Here is an 18680-nt window from a genome sequence, read left to right as displayed (position 1 = left end):
AACGGTGGGTCATTAACCGTTACTTAATGTTTTTTTCTTGGTGAATTTGGTCGGCACCGTATTGGCCGGATCGTCAGGCCACAGGTGCTTAGGGTAACGCCCCTTCATCTCTTTTTTCACCTCAAGATAGGGGCCAGCCCAAAAATTGGCTAAATCGGCAGTCAGCGCCAACGGCCGCTGAGCAGGTGATAACAACGCCATGGTCACCACCAATTTACCTTGCGCCAAAGTCGGGCTTTGCGCCATGCCTAGCGCCTCTTGTAGACGTACGCTCAGTAGCGCGCGCCCCGACGGCTCATATTCTATATTGGCACGGGTTCCCGTCGCCATGGGCCAGTGTGTCGGTAAGTGCTGCGCCAAGGTTTGCTGCAGCTCCCAAGGTAAGAGGTTATGCAACAGGCTATAAAAGTCGAGCGCTTGCAGCTGCGTCAAGCGACGCACATTATCCAGATAAGGTCCCAGCCAAGTGGGCAAGTCGGCTAACAATGCCTCATCATCCATCGCGGGCCAGTCGCCAGCAAGCTGATACTGGCGTGCCAAGGCCACCCGCTGACGCAGCTGAGTGACTTTGTCATCCAAATTAAGCACTGCTAGCCCTTTGGCGCGGATTAAACCATAAATGGCCTGTTTAATCTGTGCCGCGTCCAACTGCGCTATCGGCTGTTGATCTATCACTATCGCTCCAACTCGGCGCTGGCGTAGCGCGTAAAAGCGCGCTTGGTTATCATCCCAGCCACAATCAATATGCTCTGTGACCAGCGACTTTAGGCTGTCGTTAAAGCAGGCAGGATCGAGCCGACTGGCCAGATATACCCGGCCACTACTTTGGCCTTGTGACTCTTGAAAATCGGCCACCACCAGCCAAGGCGCACCACTGAGGCTGTCATCAGTATTGAGCGTCACCCCCACGCCTGCGGCTAATTGATAGCCGCTTACGCCTCTGGCTTTGGCGATTCGGTCTGGAAACGCCAAGGCCAGCAACACGCTAATATCATCGGGATGAGCCAGGCTGATGGCCTGAGCGAGATCGCCTTGACCCCGCCCTTGCCCATCAATACGTGCCAAATAACTGCGGGCTAACTGCGCACTCTCGCCATGACGCGCATCGCCCAGATAGCCACTGATATCGGCGCCGCGACGAGCGCGGCCGCGTGACTCAATCACGCCCGCCAGCACTGCCGCTAAGGCCAGCAAAGGTGTACTGCTATCGGCCTGCTGCCACTGCTGCGCCGTTAACAGCATATGCGCCAAACGCGGATGGCAACCTAACTGATACGCGGCGCGGCCATGAGCGGTGATTTTACGTTTTTCATCCACCAGCTGCAGTTGTGTTAATAGCGACCAAGCGACCGCTTCATTGGCAGCCGATGGCGGGCTGAGTAATGGCAATTGCGTTAACGCACTCACCCCCCAATAGGCGCCGTCAAGCACCATGGAGGTTAAATCGCCGAGTACGATTTCAGGTTCATCGGCTTGCAGCAAGCGCCCTTGCTCCTCTTGGCCCCATAGCCGAATACAATGACCGGGGCACAAGCGCCCAGCACGACCGGCGCGCTGGGCCGATGACGACTGGCTGATCCGCTTTAATGACAGCCGAGTCACGCCAGTCTTAGGATTAAAACTGGCTTGGCGTTTATAACCGCTGTCCACCACCAAGGTGATGCCCTCGATAGTTAAACTCGATTCGGCCACATTGGTCGACAGCACCACTTTACGCCGCCCATCCGTGGCCGGAGCGATAGCACTATCTTGCTGCGCTGCAGGCAAACTGCCGTAGAGCGGCGCGATATGATACTCCTTAGGATCGAGGCGGGTCGACAGCTGCTGGGCTAAGCGATTAATTTCACCTTGGCCGGGTAAAAATGCCAGCAGCGATCCTTGTGGGTGTTGCTGCAAGGCGGTCACTATCACTTGGGCCATATGCACCAACCACTCTTGCTGAGCCCCCACCGCGCGGTATTCGATGCTCACAGGGTGACTGCGCCCTTCACTTTCGAGCGTCACCGCATTGGGCATTAAGCCATGCAATGGCAGGCCCGCTAAGGTGGCCGACATTGCCATGATCTTAAGATCGTCACGAAACGAGGATTGTAACTCTAACGCCAAGGCTAAGCCTAAATCTGTGGTGAGGTGTCGCTCATGGATCTCATCAAAAATAATCAGTTCATAGCCGCTCAGCTCAGGATCCTGCTGGATCATGCGCGTGAGCACCCCCTCGGTCACCACCTCAAGCCGAGTATTAGCGCTCACCTTAGATTCGCCGCGCACCCGAAAGCCAACGGTGTTACCTATAGTTTCGCCGCGCTGCTTAGCAATAAAATAGGCCACATTACGCGCCGCCATCCGTCTTGGCTCTAACATCAATATCTTACCGCTAATTTGCGGCCAATCGAGCAGCGCCAACGGCAAGGCTGTCGACTTACCCGCGCCTGTTGGCGCTTGTAAAATCAGCTGCGATGAGCTGGCCAATGCGCTTTGCAAGGCAGGGAAAAGATGTTGAATGGGTAGTGAGTTCACAAGGGGCTATCTGTCGGCAAAAACTGCGGCAAGTGTACCCGTTATGGGCCGAAAAACAAAATGCACCTGCTAGCCTAAGTTAACCACTAGCATTGAGTTGCTGATGCCAGCCTAGACCATCACTCGAGCTCAGTTTGGCTAGCGGTACTGGCTTGCCAATAGCATAACCTTGACCATAGTCGACCCCAAGCTTGGCTAAATGCTTACCAATCTCGATGGACTCGACAAATTCGGCGATCACTTCAAACTGCATGTCGCGCCCCAGTTGGCAAATAGCGGCCACAATGGCTTGGTCGGCTTTATCCTGACACAGATTACGGACAAACTGGCCGTCAATTTTAACGTAATCAACATCGAGTAATTTGAGGTAGGCGAAACTAGAGAAACCTGAGCCGAAATCATCCAGTGCCAATTTACAGCCCATGGGTTTGAGTAGATTAATCAATTCGGTGGCTAAATCGAGCTGCTTTACCGCGGCGGTTTCTGTAATTTCAAAACAGAGTTTGCGCGCTAATTCTGGCTCGGCTAACAAGCGCATCTCTAGCCAATGCATAAACTCGCGATCGCCAATGGAGAGCGCCGACAGGTTAACCGATACCATAGATAACCCTTGCCATAAGGCTAAATGGCTCGCTCCCCAGCGCAGCACATTGTCGATCACCCAGCGGTCAACTTTGGCGGCGAGGCTAAATCGTTCGGCGGCGGGTAAAAAGATAGCCGGCGACATCAGCTCACAGTTTTCACAGCGCATGCGCAGCAATATTTCAAAATGTAAACCGCTATTGTTTGCCTGTAGCATCTCAATGGGTTGGTAATATAGCTCAAATCTGTCGTTGGCCAGCGCGCCAATAATATCGACCGAGGCGCTCATGTCGATATTGAGTCGCTCCACCATAGGATCATCGCTGGCATACACATACCACCCGTTACGGCCACTCTCTTTCACAACCCGGCATGCCGCATTGGCACTGCGAAGTAAATCAGAAATGTTGGCTTGGGGATCTTGGCTCTGCGCCAAGCCGATACTGACACTGACGCTGTGTTTGCGCCCTTCCCAAGTAAACTCATGTTGGTTTAATGCCTGACAGATCCGCTCAGCGACTTGCTCGGCAATGTTGCGATCGATATTGGGCATAAAGATGCCAAACTCATCACCACTGAGCCGTGCGACCACATCGCCTCTGCGCACCAGGTGGGTAAGCCTTGATGACACCTCGCATAGCAGCCTATCGCCAGCCTGGTTGCCACTGACATTATTGACCACCTGAAAACGATCGAGATTGATAAAGGCCACAAAGGTACTGCGTTTAGCTGCGCAAGGCTCAGAGTCAATATAGAGGGTTTCAAAATAGGCGCGATTGGGTAAGCCGGTCAACCCATCAAAGTTGAATGTGGCATCTTGCTGCGGGGCTAATGTCTGCGACGCTTCAATGGGCTCAACCATCATCAACAAGGTGCCATCCTCTGCCGATAAGGAGAGAAAAGTCACTCGCGCCCTGTCCTGACTTAGATTGCTCTTCATCTGTAGCTCACAGCTGGCCTGAGTTAATAAGCCATCGCGCACCAACGCCATGGTGGCATAACATTGGCTGACCTCTTGAGGTTGCACTAAGCTGGCGACCTGTTGCAGCATCTCTACCTTAAACGAGGTGGCGGCGCAGTGATTATAACGGATCACTCGGTTATCACTACCAATATGCACGCAGCAGATCGGCATACGATACAAATGCTCAATACTTTGTAACTCAGTGCTTTTTACCGCTTGTTGTAAACGACACGCCTCTTTGGCATAACCTAGCATATTGCCCGCCATAGTGAGCGCGTTAAGGCTCGACTCACGCCATTGACCATCGTAGTGATAGCGATAAGCCCCAAAAATATACCGATTGCCCAGTACCGGGATCAGCAGCACACTGCGAAGACGTGATACCACAGACTGTAGGCTATCACCCTCTTCAATCACGTTGGCTACATCTTGGATAATGGTAGGATGAGATAATGACGCATAGGAGTGTAAGCGGCGGCGATTAGCCACCCGGTTTAATAATTTTTGCGCATCGCGCTGACTAAATAGCGTGCCATCATCTTGATACATCGCCTCAATCTGCACGCTCAAACGAGCTGGGGTTAGGCGCAGCAAAAACAAGCCATTGCAGCCGGTGAACCGAGCTATGCCCAACAATGCAGCATCTAACTCGTCGACCAGATCATAACCCGACAACGCAGTGGCAACCTGCTGCAACTCTTGTTCTTGTGGTGGCAGACTAAGCTTAAGTTTACTCTGTAACATGTCTAGTCGCTTCCTTATGACCGCTTATTGAATACACATATTATGAACATCAACACTCTCAGAGTCGCGACAATGGGTTGCGTACCGTATCATAAAGCCTTGTCGGCGAGCTCATTCAAATCGTTGTTTTGTATATCTGCATCACAAAAAACAGAACACTGCATTAAGAATAAAAATCATAAACTTAAAAAAGAACAATAACACTACCCATAAAGTCTAAGTACACTCAAGTTCAGTATTCCATTGGCGTTAACAGATCGTCAATGGTTAAAGCACAGTTAAAGCACAGCTCAAACCAGTGCTCAGCGCAAAGTCAAACGGGGAATAAAAATATGCACAAAAGACTGTTTCTGGGCGTGAGCCCCACCCCAGAGCACATACTGCAATTAACATCGCTGCAGCAAACACTACCGACCGATGGCCAAGCCGTGCCACGCGCCAACTTGCATATGACGCTGGCGTTTCTCGGCCAAGTATCCCCCACGGCCACCACACAGTTAATCGATGAGCTCAATCAGTTAAGCGCACAGCGTAAGCTTAGCTCATTTAGCGTTTGCCTGAATGAACTCATCTTATGGCCTAAGGCTAAAGCCCTGTGCTTAGTGGGTCGGTTTGATGATCCTCACCTAGTAGCATTGCAACACCGTTGTCAGCAAGTGGCCGCAAACCTGGGCCTGCATCAGCAACGGCATCCCTTTATGCCGCACATCACCTTGTTTCGCAAAGCCAAACAATTTACCCCGCTGGCCGTCGAGCCCATCACACTTAATACCAACACCCTGCATCTGTTCCAGTCGGTGAGCGATAACACCGGCGTGCACTACCCCATAATGCACTCATGGCCGTTAGTGACTCCTAAGCCCCAACGATGACAAACGCGCACAAAAACGCGCCCATGGGGCGCGTTGTTATTTCATCAGCAAGTCAGAACATTAATCTTCTAATAACGCTGCAATGGTGAGCATGCCGTGAGTCGTCGCGCCCGCCGCCCATAGGTCATTAGCGCTATCGGCAAAGGCTGCAGCCAAATCCACATGCAACCATTTGGCCTCTGGCGATACAAATCGCCACAAGAAACCCGCCGCATTGGATGCGCCGCCAGCGCCTCCCCCTTTCATAGGACGGCTGTTAGCAGTATCGGCATAGGCAGATGGACACATCTCTTTATGCCACGGATCTAACGGTAGTGGCCACACTCGCTCTGCAACTATCGATGCTTTAGTTTGCGTCTGTGCCAACAGGTCACTATTGGGGGAGAAAATCGCATTATAGTTGGTGCCAACCGCCATTACCGCCGCGCCAGTAAGCGTAGCCGCATCGATAATCAATGGCGCGCCAGTTTCGCTGGCCGCTTGCAAGCCATCGGCCAGCACCAAACGACCCTCGGCATCGGTATTGACCACTTCCACCGAGACGCCATTTTTATACGTCAAAATATCACCTAGTTTGTAGGCGTGTCCGCTGATCAAATTCTCGGCGCAGCAGAGAAACAATTTCACCCGCTTATTCAGCCCAGATTTAATCGCCAGCCCCAATGCTGCCGTAACCGTGGCCGCGCCGCCCATATCGCACTTCATCCCCAGCATCCCCTCTGAGGCTTTAATGCTGTAGCCGCCCGAATCGAAGGTGATCCCTTTACCCACTAAGGCCGCCGACACAGGCGCATCGGCATCTAACGGATTAAAATCTAGCTCAAGCAAAGCAGGCGGACGCTCACTGCCCCGGCCCACGGCGTGAATACCAATCCACTTGTGTTGCAATAACGCTTCACCTTCGATGATACGGTAACTCACCTTATCACCACCTATTTGGGTTAACCATTTTGCCGCTTCGGTTGCTAACGTCACTGGTGCCAAGTTTTCGGGAGTGTCATTAATCAACTGACGAGCAAAGTTAGCGCTATCGAGGCGAGCATTAAGCGCCGCTTGCATGCCTGCATCACCACTCCAAAGGATCTCTCCCGCCCCTTTGGCGGTAGCAAACCCTTGCGCGAACGCCCACTGACTATTGAGATCCCAGTCGTTACCACACAACTGCACCGCCGCTAACCCTTGGCCACGTAATTTACGGGCGGCTTGTTGTACTTGGCGCAGCTGATCGCCCGCCTGCAGATGGATATGGCCTTGCCCTTGGGTAAAAGTGACATCGGCGCTGCCCCAATGGGCTGCGGGGGCATCGTTAGTCAGGTAGATCTTCATCGTATCGCTCATTATTATTCCTTGTTACGACTGGGTTTATCGACAGCATGTTATGTGCTCTGCCGTCATTTCGCCCAGTATAACCATAAACGGCATCGGGTTTCTAATACCGATATCTGCCTTTACCAATTCTGCAAATTCTGACGTTTCTGATGTTAATGCCAAGCCTCGATACAAATCACAGCCATAGTCGTCATCGGCCTGCTTTGATAGACTTTGCGCCCCGATGCTTAATGGATAGGTCAGATCATGCTTTTTAGCCCCCCGCTTCAACAGGGCACCTTAATCAAACGTTATAAACGCTTCTTGGCTGACATCGAGCTGTGCGATGGCTCGCAGATCACTATCCATTGCCCTAACACAGGCTCGATGCGCAACTGTCTGTTTCCCGGTGAGAAGGTGTGGTTTTCCACCTCAGATAACCCTAAACGTAAATACCCAAATACTTGGGAGTTGGCGCAAACCGATACTGGCCACCTTATTGGTATTAATACTGGTCGCGCCAATGCGCTGGCCGCCGAGGCGATAGCTGACGGAGTCATCACTGAACTGCAGGGCTATAGCCAGTTGCGCCGTGAAGTCAAATATGGCAATGAAAACAGCCGCATCGACCTGCTACTTGAGGACGCCCGCTTAGGTCGCTGCTATATAGAAGTCAAAAGTTGTACTTTATTAGAGCAGCAACAGGGTTATTTTCCTGACGCCGTTAGTACCCGTGGCCAAAAGCACCTGCGCGAGCTAATCGAGATGGTCCATTTAGGTCATCGCGCCATACTGCTGTTTGTGGTGCAGCACAGCGGCATTGACAGGGTCAGCGCGGCCCAGCATATCGACCCCGATTACGCCCAGCTGCTCTTTCAGGCTCATCAAGCCGGTGTGGAAATCTTGGCTTACTGCACCGAGATGTCCACCGAAGGACTGCACTTGGCTAAATCCTGCCCTGTTAGCCTATAAATCACCGTTAAAAGTTGAATAAAAAGCAAATAGAGGACATAGTCGCAAAATATCAAACTTTACAGCACAAAAAAATTTGCGTGGCAAATAGGTTTCTGATATAGATATCGGCCTTTAAATAACAGCCGCCCTACAACGCAAATGATTAACAGGAGATGCGTTATGCCTGAAGGCACTAAAAAACTTGGCGTACTCGCTATCGCAGGAGTCGATCCTTACCAGGAGAAACCCGGTGAGGAGTACATGAATGACGCTCAACTGAATCACTTCAAAAAAATTCTCGATGCGTGGCGTGGCCAACTTCGTGAAGAAGTGGATCGTACCCTGACTCATATGCAAGACGAAGCTGCTAACTTCCCAGATCCTGTCGACCGTGCAGCTCAGGAAGAAGAGTTCAGCTTAGAACTTCGTGCACGTGATAGAGAGCGTAAGCTGATTAAGAAGATTGAAAAGACGTTACAAAAAATCGAAGAAGATGATTTCGGTTTCTGTGACTCTTGCGGTATCGAAATCGGTATCCGCCGACTCGAAGCCCGTCCAACAGCCGATCAATGCATCGACTGTAAGACGCTCGCCGAGATCAAAGAAAAGCAGATGGCAGGTTAATCTGACTTAAGATGAGCGGGGATTATCCCCGCTTTTTTGTCTCTTTCTTAAGTTAAATTGATTCAGTGCAAAGGCTGCATAGTGCATCTTAACACCTACATAGGCCGATTCGCGCCCTCTCCCTCAGGCCCACTCCATTTTGGCTCGCTCATTGCCGCTCTTGGCAGTTATTTGCGTGCTCGTGCTCAGCAGGGTCAGTGGTTGGTGCGCATAGAAGATATCGATCCCCCACGAGAAGTGCCTGGCGCGAGCCAACAGATCTTACGCACCCTTGAAGCTTACGGCTTGCATTGGGATGGCAACGTGCTGTATCAAAGTTCACGACTGGACGCCTATGAGGAGCAGTTACAGCAACTGCTAAGCCACAACAAGGCCTATTACTGTCAATGTACCCGCAAGCAAATTCAGGCCATGGGTGCAGCCTATGATGGCCGTTGTGCCCAGCGCACACCGCGCCATCGCCAAGGCGCTATCCGTATTTGTAATACTCATCCCGTGACGCAGTTTTATGATCAACTGCTGGGCGATATCCATATCGACGCCGACTTTGCTAGCGAAGACTTTATTATTAAACGCCGCGATGGCCTGATGGCCTATCAATTAGCCGTGGTGATGGACGATGCCTTACAAGGCGTTACCGAGGTGGTTCGCGGCAGCGATCTGTTAACCTCTAGTGCGCGCCAAAGCACTCTGTACACCTTATTAGATCACCCCACACCCCACTGGCTGCATCTGCCGCTGGCCTGCGCCGAACCGGGGCGAAAACTATCAAAGCAAAACCATGCCCCCGCTATCGACACCCGTGCGCCTCAGGCCAGTATCAATGCGGCGCTGGCGTTTTTAGGCCAAGCGCAATGTGATGTGGACGATGTGGATAAGATGCTCACCCAAGCGGTGAGTCAATTCGATATCTCGCGGATCCCTAAACAAACCGAGATTTTGCTGCCTAGCAATCAGAGTGAGCAAACCTGACGCGCGACATCACACCTGTGATACGCCGCAAACGCCGTGGGTATACTCTTTGAGCCATAATTAAGTTATGATAGCGGCCTTATTTTAACCCTGATATCCAGATGCATGTTGAGGTGTCCTATTTTTCGCCGTATTAGTCAATTCTGTAAACAGCTTTTTGACGACAATCAAAACACCACAGAAACCACACAAGCGGGACTAAGCTTAGAGATCGTTGCGAGAAAACATCACGCCATCTCTCGCAAGCAGATTAGCGAAAACGCTATAAAGGTACTCTACCGACTGCACAAGGCAGGCTTTAAGGCCTACTTGGTGGGCGGCGGCGTGCGCGACATTTTATTAGGCCTAGAGCCGAAAGACTTTGATGTCGTGACCAATGCTACCCCTGAAGAGATTAAAAAGCTGTTTCGTAACTGCCGCTTAGTCGGCCGCAGATTCCGTCTAGCCCATATCGTGTTTGGCCGCGATGTTATCGAAGTCGCCACCTTACGTGGTCACCATGTCGACAGCGCCGAACAGATCTCCAAAACCAATGCCGAAGGGCGTCTGTTGCGTGATAACGTCTATGGCAGCATAGATGAAGACGCCGAGCGCCGTGACTTTACCGTCAATGCACTTTATTACGATATCAGTGACTTCTCTATTCACAGTTATGGCGGCGGCTTGCAAGACTTGCAATCGCGCACCCTACGCCTGATTGGCGATCCGCAAAAACGTTACCGTGAAGATCCGGTGCGCATGCTGCGCGCCGTGCGTTTTGCCACCAAACTGGGGATGACTATCGACAGCGCTGCTGCCGACCCTATCTATGAGTTGGCCCCACTACTAAAAGATATTCCAGCGGCGCGCATGTATGAAGAAGTGCTGAAACTCTTTTTCCACGGCCACGCCCAAGATAACTATCACATGATGCGCGACTTTGGCTTATTTGAGCCATTATTCCCCTTAGTGGAAAACATTCTAGTAGAGGACCCACAAGGGCCTGCCACTAAGATGATTGAAGCCATCATGCGTAACACAGATGACAGGGTCAACGCCGATAAGTCGGTGACACCAGCTTTCTTCTACGCGGCCATGCTTTGGTACCCGCTGAGTCAGCGCGCCGATGATATCGCCTTAGAGAGCGGTCTCACCACCTATGATGCCTTTTATGCCGCCATGGGCGATGTGATGGAGCAGCAATGTCGGACCATTAGTATTCCGCGCCGTTTTAGTACCCCTGCGAAAGACATTTGGCAGCTGCAACTGCGTTTCGATCGTAATCAAGGCACTCGCGCCTTTAAGTTTATCGAACACCCTAAGTTTCGCGCCGCTTACGACTTACTGCTGCTGCGCGCCGAGGCCGAAGGTGGCAGCATCGCCAAATCGGCAGCCTGGTGGAAAAGCTTTGTTGAAGGCAGCGAAGAACAACGCAGTGTGATTGCGCGTAGCACCCACAAAGGCAGCAAGAATCGCAACACTAATCGTCGTCGCCGCAGCCCAAAAAAACCGGTTAAACCAGCAGAATAATGACTCGCGTTTATATCGCCTTGGGGGCCAACTTAGCGTCCCCTAAAGCTCAACTTGACCAAGCTTGCATCGCCCTTAAGGCACTAGCAAGTGACGGTCGAGTGGCTGTTTCGCCCTATTACGCAAGTGCCGCCATGGGTGATGTCCCCCAGCCCGATTACCTTAACGCCGTGGCGTGCTTCAACACCTCTCTTGACCCTATCGCGCTTCTCGATGCCTTGCAGGCTATCGAACAGCAACAGGGGCGAGTACGTCATATCCGCTGGGGCGCACGCACCTTAGACTTAGATCTGTTGCTCTATGGCGCACAACAGATTGACCTACCACGACTGACGGTGCCCCACTATGGCATGAAACAACGCAGCTTTGTGTTAGTCCCGTTACACGATCTTGCGCCTGAGTTGGTGTTGCCTTGCGGCACCGCCGTGGCCAGCTTAATTGACGACACCCTCTTAGCTGAAGTGCAACAACTCAGCCCGGATCATTGAACTTAAGCCACAGTTAGCATATAAAGCACACTACTGCGGATATTGAATCCTTTTATTCATTAGATTTAAGACCATCATTATGTCCAAGATAACGAGCGCTACCTTGCTTAAATTTAAGCAAGAAGGAAAAAAATTCACCGCATTAACCGCCTACGATGCCAGCTTTGCAGCGGCTTTCGACAGTGAGGGGGTAGATGTATTACTGGTAGGTGACTCCATGGGAATGGTGTTGCAAGGCCATGATGATACCCTGCCCGTGAGTGTCGATGATATTGCCTACCACACACGCTGTGTGCGCCGCGGTATTAAGCGCGCGTTATTAATCGCCGACATGCCTTTTATGAGTTATGCCACTCCAGAACAAGCCATGATAAACGCCACGACGCTGATGCAGGCCGGTGCCAATATGGTCAAGGTTGAGGGTGGCCATTGGCTGCTAGAAACCGTGACTAAGCTCACCGAGCGCGGCATTCCTGTTTGTGCTCACCTAGGCCTTACACCACAGTCGGTGCACGTCTTTGGCGGCTTTAAGGTACAAGGACGCGATGCCAGTAACGCCCAGCGCATCTTAGATGAAGCCAAAGCATTACAAGCGGCAGGCGCCCAACTACTGGTATTAGAATGTATTCCTGTCGCGTTGGCGAAAACCATTACCGAAGCACTGACCATTCCCGTCATCGGTATTGGTGCAGGCGCTGACACCGATGGCCAAATATTGGTGATGCACGATGTGCTGGGGATCTCCAGCGGCTATATTCCACGCTTTTCGAAGAACTATTTGGCACAAACGGGCGAAATTCGTAGCGCCATTCGCGCCTATATCGACGAAGTGGCGAACGGCACTTTCCCTAGCAGCGAACATACCTTTAGCTAACCCTAAAGGCATTAATACAGGTAGTCGTTAGATGTTTACCACCCAAGATATCGCTCAAGTCAGAGAGCAAGTTCGTCTTTGGAAACGCCAAGGCGAAACCGTGGCCTTTGTGCCTACCATGGGCAATTTGCACTTAGGTCATATGACCTTAGTAAAGGAAGCCGCTCAGCGCGCCGACCATGTCGTGGTCTCTATCTTCGTTAACCCGCTGCAATTTGGCCAAAATGAAGATCTCGATGCGTATCCTCGCACCTTGGCCGCCGATCAGGCTGCCTTAGTAGAGGCTGGCGCCGAACTGCTGTTTACCCCCACACCTGCCATCATCTATCCCAAGGGGATGGAATTGCAAACCTTTGTCGAAGTCCCCAAGATCTCTGATGAACTCTGTGGTGCCAGTCGTCCCGGCCATTTTCGCGGCGTCGCCACCATAGTGTGCAAGCTGTTTAATATCGTTCAGCCCGATATCGCCGTCTTTGGCAATAAAGACTTTCAACAGTTGATGGTGATAAAAACCATGGTTGAAGATCTGTCCCTGCCCATTGAGATCGTCGGTATCGACACCATACGAGAACCATCGGGATTGGCCATGAGCTCACGCAATGGCTATTTGAGCGATGAACAAAAACAACAAGCCGCCACGTTAAAACAGACAATGGACGCCATGGCTGAGGCCATATCCCAAGGGCAAGATGTAGAGCCGGCAGTGAGCGAGGCGGTTCAGCAACTGAGTCAAGCTGGTTTTAAGCTAGATTACTTAAGCGTACGTAATGCGGCCAACTTACATCCTATTGGCGCTGACGATAAGCAGTTGGTGATCTTAGCCGCGGCATATATGGGCAGCACTCGTCTTATCGACAATCTCTGTTTTACCCGCAACTAATAGACGAAAGCACTCTTATATGTAAGCACTCGGCAAACATTTAGGGGAAGGCGATATCGTCTTCCCCTAACGCTGCAACCTTACCCTAAAACATATAACCAACCGCCAGACTGAATACTTGGTGCATCGTCTAGCGATATTTTTATGCACTACTGCACCATCCTTCATCGATGCAGAGGTGATGATGGCTAACTGATGTAAGAAATTAAATAACCTGATTGCGCAAATTTCATCACTACCGCCAAGGTTTTGCTTAGGGGACTGCCATTGAGTTATCGCCACCTGCCGCTCGACCTTTATAGACTAACACCTTGAAGTCAAATTAAATTAAATTCAACAACAGCAAAACAAACTACAACAGACAAGACGCAGCGTGACCTACATCACACAGCGCTTATGTCGTTTTATTCTCCGCAAATCCCAAAAATGAAATTATCAGATCATACATTTGCATTTACAGGGTGTTTTTCGCTTAAAAAACCATCCAAAACACTATTTTCGACTAACAAAACATCCTAGCACACTAATTTGTTATCAACAGGCCATCATTAAGTGTGATATTAATCACGCTCTAATTTAGCTGCGAACGAGGTGGCTCACAGCCATCTAACCTAAACTTAAGTAATCGTCACATGATGATCTAGATCATATTGGCTTTTGTTGAATTAGCGTTTAGTACGCACCTAAGGCTAATCGAGTGAACTCAACTCACTGATCACCCCACAAGGCAGCGCTGCACCCATAGAAGTCAGCTCTAATATAATAGTTAGCAATAACACAGTTACGACAGTAAGAGGCAATCATGACCCTACTTCAACTACTCGCCAGTTTAACGCCAGTGATAAGCGTTATGCTATTTTTGGTACTCCTTCGAATGCCAGCTTCACGCGCCATGCCAATCTCCATGGTGATGACAGGTTTAGCCGCCGTCTTTATCTGGCAGATGGACACCACTGTTCTCGGTGCATCGATTGTCGAAGGCTTGTTATCGGCATTGACCCCCTTAAGCATTATTTTTGGTGCCGTGTTCCTACTTAATACCTTAAAATATTCCGGCGCTATGGATACCATTCGCGCCGGTTTTACCAACATTAGCGGCGATGCGCGAGTACAGGTGATCATCATCTGCTGGCTATTTGGCTCATTTATCGAAGGCTCAGCTGGTTTCGGTACACCAGCCGCTATCGGAGCACCGCTGCTGGTATTACTGGGTGTGCCACCGATTGCTTCGGCAGTTGTTGCGCTAATTGCAGACTCGACCAGTGTGTCCTTTGGTGCTATTGGCTTACCAGTACTATTTGGTATGGAACAGGGCTTAATGTCAGGCGGCGTCAGCATGGCTGCCGAGCAGATAGCCGAACACGGTGGTCACTTCGCTGACTATGCCCAGTTTATCGCCATGCATATGATCACTATCGATCTCATCACAGGAACCCTGATCCCTCTGGTCATGGTGAGCGTGTTGACGGGCTTCTTCGGTCGTAACAAATCATTTAAAGAGGGCTTAGCGGTGTGGAAGTTTGCCCTCTTTGCGGGCCTAGCTTTCACCATCCCAGCGTGGTTAATAAACTTCTTCGCAGGCCCAGAGTTCCCTTCTGTTATCGGTGCGCTTGTCGGTATGGCTTTGGTTATTCCTGTCGCTCGTAAAGGTTACCTACTGCCTAAAACCCCTTGGAATGATTTTGCTGAAAATGACGACCTAGACATCAACAAGGTTGAAACTAAGGCACATTTTTCACAAGTCGCTGCATGGACTCCTTATATTATTATGGCGGCGCTACTGGTGCTATCGCGCACCGTGGCGCCAATTAAAACTTGGCTAACAAGCTTTAACATCAGTTGGACAGGTTTGATGGGCACCGAGCTGAAAGCGGGCTTTGCGACCTTATATGCCCCTGGCGCATTTTTTATCTTAGTGTGCCTGCTAGGCTTCGTGCTGTTTAAGATGAAGCCATCGGCTATCAAACAATCGGTCACAGTGTCGTGCCGCTCGATGTTGCCGACCATCATTTCACTCGGTGCCTCGGTGCCTATGGTAAAAATCTTCCTTAACTCTGGCGCTAACGACTCAGGTCTGCAATCTATGCCTGTGGCCCTGGCCGATATGCTAGCAGGCTCTATGGGCGCGGTATGGGCTTGGATGTCGCCTATCGTGGGGATCTTCGGTGCCTTCCTGTCTGGTTCTGCCACCTTCTCTAACATGATGTTCTCAGGCCTACAGTACAGCGTGGCCGACAACATAGGTATGAACCATGCCATGGTACTAGCCCTTCAGGGCATAGGTGCAAACGCGGGTAACATGATGTGTGTGATGAACGTGGTCGCGGCGGCAACCGTTGTTGGCATGGCCGGACGAGAGTCTGAGATTATTCGCAAGACCATGCCTGTGGCGCTAGGCTATGCCTTAATTGCCGGAACTATCGCCACCCTTTGGGGCGGTTTCTAACCTCCGATACACGGGCTAAGGGCGTGATAAGCGCCTTTAACCCCGATAAAAAGAGTAATGTTATGTCGATTAATTATTCAGCCGTCGTCGCAGATTTAAGAGCTAAGCTGGGTCAAGATGCGGTCACTGATGATGCGGTACGTCGCTTTGCGTGGTCAACCGATGCCAGCTATTTCCGGATCGTGCCAGAAGTGGTCGTCCACGCCGAAACGTTAGCAGATGCCAAGTTCACCCTAGAGGTCGCGCGCCAGCACCAAGCCCCAGTCACCTTCCGCGCCGCCGGTACCAGCCTTTCGGGCCAAGCCATTGGCGAAGGTATTTTACTTATCTTGGGCCATGATGGCTTTCGTAAAATTGAAGTCAGTGCCGACAGTACACAGGTCTCTCTAGGGGTGGCCGTGGTAGGCGCCGATGCCAACTTGGCGCTGAAGCCATTTAGCAAGAAAATAGGTCCGGATCCTGCGACACTGGCATCTTGTAAAATTGGTGGTATCGTGGCGAACAATGCCTCGGGCATGTGTTGTGGTACGGCGCAAAACAGTTATCAAACGATTGCATCAGCCAAGTTACTGTTTGCCGATGGCTCAGAGCTCGATACCGGTTGTGAAAAGTCTAAGGCTGCCTTTAGTGAAAACAATAAAGCGCTGCTCGACTCGCTCGTTGAACTTGGCATCATGACCCGCAGCAACGAAGTGCTCGCGAATCGTATTCGTAAAAAATTCTCAATCAAAAACACCACCGGCTACAGTATCAATGCCTTAGTCGACTTTAGTGATCCATTCGATCTGATCAATCACTTGATTGTCGGCTCTGAAGGGACGCTCGCATTCGTTGAAGAGGTCACCTATAACACAGTTGACGAGGCTAAATTTAAAGCCTCTGCGATGGCGGTATTTTTCAATATGGAAGATGCTGCAAGTGCGATCCCACCGATCAATGGTCAAAGTGTCGCCGCGGCAGAACTATTAGACTGGGCATCCATTCAAGCGGTGACAGGTAAAGCCGGTATGCCCGAATGGCTAAGCGACTTACCAGAAAATGCCGCTATTTTGCTTATCGAGTGCCGTTCGAACGATAAAGAGACCCTTGAAAGCTACACCAAAGATGTGGTGAATAAACTGTCGCACATTGAAACCGAGCGCCCAATCACCTTCACCGATGATCCTGCTGTATTTGGCAAATATTGGGCGATGCGTTCCGGTTTGTTCCCAATCATTGGTGGCGAACGTCCAAAAGGCACCTCGGTTATCATCGAAGATATCGCGGTTGAAGTAGAACACCTCGCCAACGTTGCCAAGGATCTCACCGAACTGTTTGGCAAGCATGGTTACCCAGAAGGGGTGATCTATGGTCACGCGTTAGCGGGTAACTTCCACTTCATTATTACGCCAACCTTCGCCTCACAAGAGGATATCAACCGCTTCCACGCCTTTATGCAAGATGTGGCCGAGATGGTTATCGATAAATACGATGGCTCAATGAAAGCCGAGCATGGGACGGGGCGTGCCGTTGCACCCTTTGTTGAAATGGAATGGGGCGCCGATGCTTACACCTTGATGAAGCGCATCAAGCAAATTTTCGATCCACAAGGACTACTTAACCCAGGTGTGATCCTTAACGATGATGCCAATGTGCACGTTAAAAACATCAAGCCCTGCCCCGTGGTCGATGACTTTGTCGATAAGTGTATCGAGTGTGGTTTCTGTGAGAAGACCTGCCCCACTTCGGCGCTTAACTTCACCCCGCGTCAACGTATCGCCACCTTGCGTGAAATTGCTCGCCTCGAACAATCTGGCGATAAGCAGGCGGCAGAAGAGATGCGCGCAGCGGCCAAATATGATGTCATTGATACCTGCGCCGCCTGTCAACTCTGTACCATCTCCTGCCCTGTTGATAACAGTATGGGCAATCTGGTACGTAAACTACGTACGCCTTATATCACCACCACAGAGCAGAAGGTACTGGATTTCCAAGCCAAACATTTTGGCGCGGTAAACCAAGTGATCAGCACAGGCTTCAATGTGCTCAATATCATCCATAAGGTCACCGGTGATAACATCACCAATGGGTTGATGAAAATGGGCCGCATGGTGTCTAAAGAGGTGCCATACTGGAATCCAGACTTTGCCAAGGGCGCTAATCTGCCTACGCCATCGCCGGCATCGCCAGATAAAGAAACCATCGTCTACTTCCCTGCTTGTGGCGGTCGCACCTTTGGCCCAACACCGCTCGACCCTGACAATCGCACCCTACCCGATGTGGTGGTAACTCTGCTTGAGCGCGCGGGCTATAACGTGGTGACCCCAGACAACACCCGTCATCTGTGCTGCGGCCAGATGTGGGAGTCGAAAGGGGACTTTAAAAACGCCGATGCGAAACGCGATGAGCTGATCGATGCGCTAAGCGCCCTGAGCGATAATGGCAAAGTGCCCGTGGTCGTCGACGCACTCTCTTGTACTTACCGTACCCTAACGGGTAACCCTAAGGTTGAGATCACCGACTTAGTCGAATTTATGCACGACAAGATCTTACCTAAGCTGACCTTCACCAAAAAGGTCAACATCGCCCTGCACTTTGGTTGTAGCGCCCGTAAGATGAAGCTTGAACCTAAGATGCAGGCGTTGGCCGACGCCTGCAGCATGGGCGTTAAGCTACCCGAAGGGATCGAGTGCTGTGGTTACGCAGGCGAGAAAGGCTTGTATAAGCCAGAGATGAACGCCAGTGCGCTGCGCAACATCAAAAAGCTCATCCCTATCGATATTAACGAGGGCTATTACGCCAACCGTATGTGTGAAGTGGGTCTGTCACATCACAGCGGGATCTCATATCGTCATCTAGCCTATCTGCTAGAAGAGTGCAGCCGTTAATCATAACAACTTAAAATAATTTAGGTTTTAAATAACCACACCCAAGCAAACTCCGCGATGTAAGCCTTTTACATCGCGG

At 51.0% G+C, this 18680-nt stretch carries 13 protein-coding genes; 10 read left to right on the top strand and 3 right to left on the bottom strand.

The window, feature by feature from the left end:
• Positions 1-12: 12 nt before the first annotated feature.
• The gene (hrpB, locus tag DN599_RS01525; protein WP_110455893.1) at positions 13-2517 is read right to left on the bottom strand and encodes an ATP-dependent helicase HrpB; all 2505 of its coding nucleotides are present in this window, start codon (positions 2515-2517) and stop codon (positions 13-15) included.
• A gap of 79 nt (positions 2518-2596) precedes the next feature.
• Positions 2597-4807, bottom strand: a complete 2211-nt coding sequence (locus DN599_RS01520) for a putative bifunctional diguanylate cyclase/phosphodiesterase (protein ID WP_110455892.1) — start codon at positions 4805-4807, stop codon at positions 2597-2599.
• A gap of 332 nt (positions 4808-5139) precedes the next feature.
• Between DN599_RS01520 and thpR the strand changes: the two genes are divergently transcribed.
• A complete protein-coding gene (gene thpR, locus DN599_RS01515; RefSeq protein ID WP_162599133.1) occupies positions 5140-5679 on the top strand; it encodes an RNA 2',3'-cyclic phosphodiesterase in 540 nt (179 codons plus the stop codon).
• Positions 5680-5739: 60 nt separating this feature from the next.
• Here thpR and pepB read toward each other — a convergent pair whose 3' ends face one another.
• On the bottom strand, positions 5740-7017 hold the full coding sequence (gene pepB / locus DN599_RS01510; RefSeq protein WP_110455890.1) for an aminopeptidase PepB: 1278 nt from the start codon (positions 7015-7017) through the stop codon (positions 5740-5742).
• Between the two features lie 237 nt (positions 7018-7254).
• On the opposite strand from pepB, the gene sfsA reads away from it, so the two are divergent.
• From sfsA to DN599_RS01460, 9 genes are all read left to right on the top strand, one after another.
• Entirely contained in the window at positions 7255-7959 is a 705-nt protein-coding gene (sfsA, locus tag DN599_RS01500) for a DNA/RNA nuclease SfsA (protein WP_110455888.1), read from the top strand.
• A 162-nt stretch (positions 7960-8121) separates the two neighbouring features.
• Complete coding sequence (dksA, locus tag DN599_RS01495; protein ID WP_110455887.1) at positions 8122-8565, top strand: RNA polymerase-binding protein DksA; 444 nt, start codon at positions 8122-8124, stop codon at positions 8563-8565.
• A 78-nt stretch (positions 8566-8643) separates the two neighbouring features.
• Positions 8644-9537, top strand: a complete 894-nt coding sequence (gluQRS, locus tag DN599_RS01490) for a tRNA glutamyl-Q(34) synthetase GluQRS (protein WP_162599161.1) — start codon at positions 8644-8646, stop codon at positions 9535-9537.
• A gap of 105 nt (positions 9538-9642) precedes the next feature.
• Positions 9643-11046: a polynucleotide adenylyltransferase PcnB gene (pcnB, locus tag DN599_RS01485; protein ID WP_162599132.1), complete on the top strand. Its 1404-nt coding sequence runs from the start codon at positions 9643-9645 to the stop codon at positions 11044-11046.
• Positions 11046-11534 carry a 2-amino-4-hydroxy-6-hydroxymethyldihydropteridine diphosphokinase gene (gene folK, locus DN599_RS01480; protein WP_110455885.1) on the top strand — a complete coding sequence of 163 codons (489 nt, stop codon included), beginning with the start codon at positions 11046-11048 and terminating at the stop codon, positions 11532-11534. The genes pcnB and folK overlap by 1 nt, the downstream gene beginning before the upstream one ends.
• A 79-nt stretch (positions 11535-11613) precedes the next feature.
• On the top strand, positions 11614-12408 hold the full coding sequence (gene panB / locus DN599_RS01475) for a 3-methyl-2-oxobutanoate hydroxymethyltransferase (RefSeq protein WP_110455884.1): 795 nt from the start codon (positions 11614-11616) through the stop codon (positions 12406-12408).
• 31 nt (positions 12409-12439) lie between these two features.
• The gene (gene panC / locus DN599_RS01470; RefSeq protein ID WP_110455883.1) at positions 12440-13288 is read left to right on the top strand and encodes a pantoate--beta-alanine ligase; all 849 of its coding nucleotides are present in this window, start codon (positions 12440-12442) and stop codon (positions 13286-13288) included.
• Positions 13289-14090: 802 nt separating this feature from the next.
• Positions 14091-15734, top strand: a complete 1644-nt coding sequence (locus tag DN599_RS01465; RefSeq protein WP_110455882.1) for an L-lactate permease — start codon at positions 14091-14093, stop codon at positions 15732-15734.
• A 62-nt stretch (positions 15735-15796) separates the two neighbouring features.
• The gene (locus tag DN599_RS01460) at positions 15797-18601 is read left to right on the top strand and encodes an FAD-binding and (Fe-S)-binding domain-containing protein (RefSeq protein WP_110455881.1); all 2805 of its coding nucleotides are present in this window, start codon (positions 15797-15799) and stop codon (positions 18599-18601) included.
• Positions 18602-18680: the final 79 nt, after the last annotated feature.

It is taken from the genome of Shewanella algidipiscicola, assembly GCF_900380485.1.
Classification (GTDB): domain Bacteria; phylum Pseudomonadota; class Gammaproteobacteria; order Enterobacterales; family Shewanellaceae; genus Shewanella; species Shewanella algidipiscicola.
The sequence above is the reverse complement of the archived record's forward strand: the minus strand, read 5'-3'. Positions and strand labels throughout refer to the sequence as shown.

Bases quoted from the DNA above. Each gene is read 5' to 3' on its own strand.
- DN599_RS01460 (WP_110455881.1), top strand. From the start codon at position 15,797: ATGTCGATTAATTATTCAGCCGTCGTCGCAGATTTAAGAGCTAAGCTG.
- DN599_RS01520 (WP_110455892.1), bottom strand. From the start codon at position 4,807: ATGTTACAGAGTAAACTTAAGCTTAGTCTGCCACCACAAGAACAAGAG.
- pepB (WP_110455890.1), bottom strand. From the start codon at position 7,017: ATGAGCGATACGATGAAGATCTACCTGACTAACGATGCCCCCGCAGCC.
- dksA (WP_110455887.1), top strand. From the start codon at position 8,122: ATGCCTGAAGGCACTAAAAAACTTGGCGTACTCGCTATCGCAGGAGTC.
- pcnB (WP_162599132.1), top strand. From the start codon at position 9,643: ATGTTGAGGTGTCCTATTTTTCGCCGTATTAGTCAATTCTGTAAACAG.
- folK (WP_110455885.1), top strand. From the start codon at position 11,046: ATGACTCGCGTTTATATCGCCTTGGGGGCCAACTTAGCGTCCCCTAAA.
- panB (WP_110455884.1), top strand. From the start codon at position 11,614: ATGTCCAAGATAACGAGCGCTACCTTGCTTAAATTTAAGCAAGAAGGA.
- panC (WP_110455883.1), top strand. From the start codon at position 12,440: ATGTTTACCACCCAAGATATCGCTCAAGTCAGAGAGCAAGTTCGTCTT.
- DN599_RS01465 (WP_110455882.1), top strand. From the start codon at position 14,091: ATGACCCTACTTCAACTACTCGCCAGTTTAACGCCAGTGATAAGCGTT.
- thpR (WP_162599133.1), top strand. From the start codon at position 5,140: ATGCACAAAAGACTGTTTCTGGGCGTGAGCCCCACCCCAGAGCACATA.
- sfsA (WP_110455888.1), top strand. From the start codon at position 7,255: ATGCTTTTTAGCCCCCCGCTTCAACAGGGCACCTTAATCAAACGTTAT.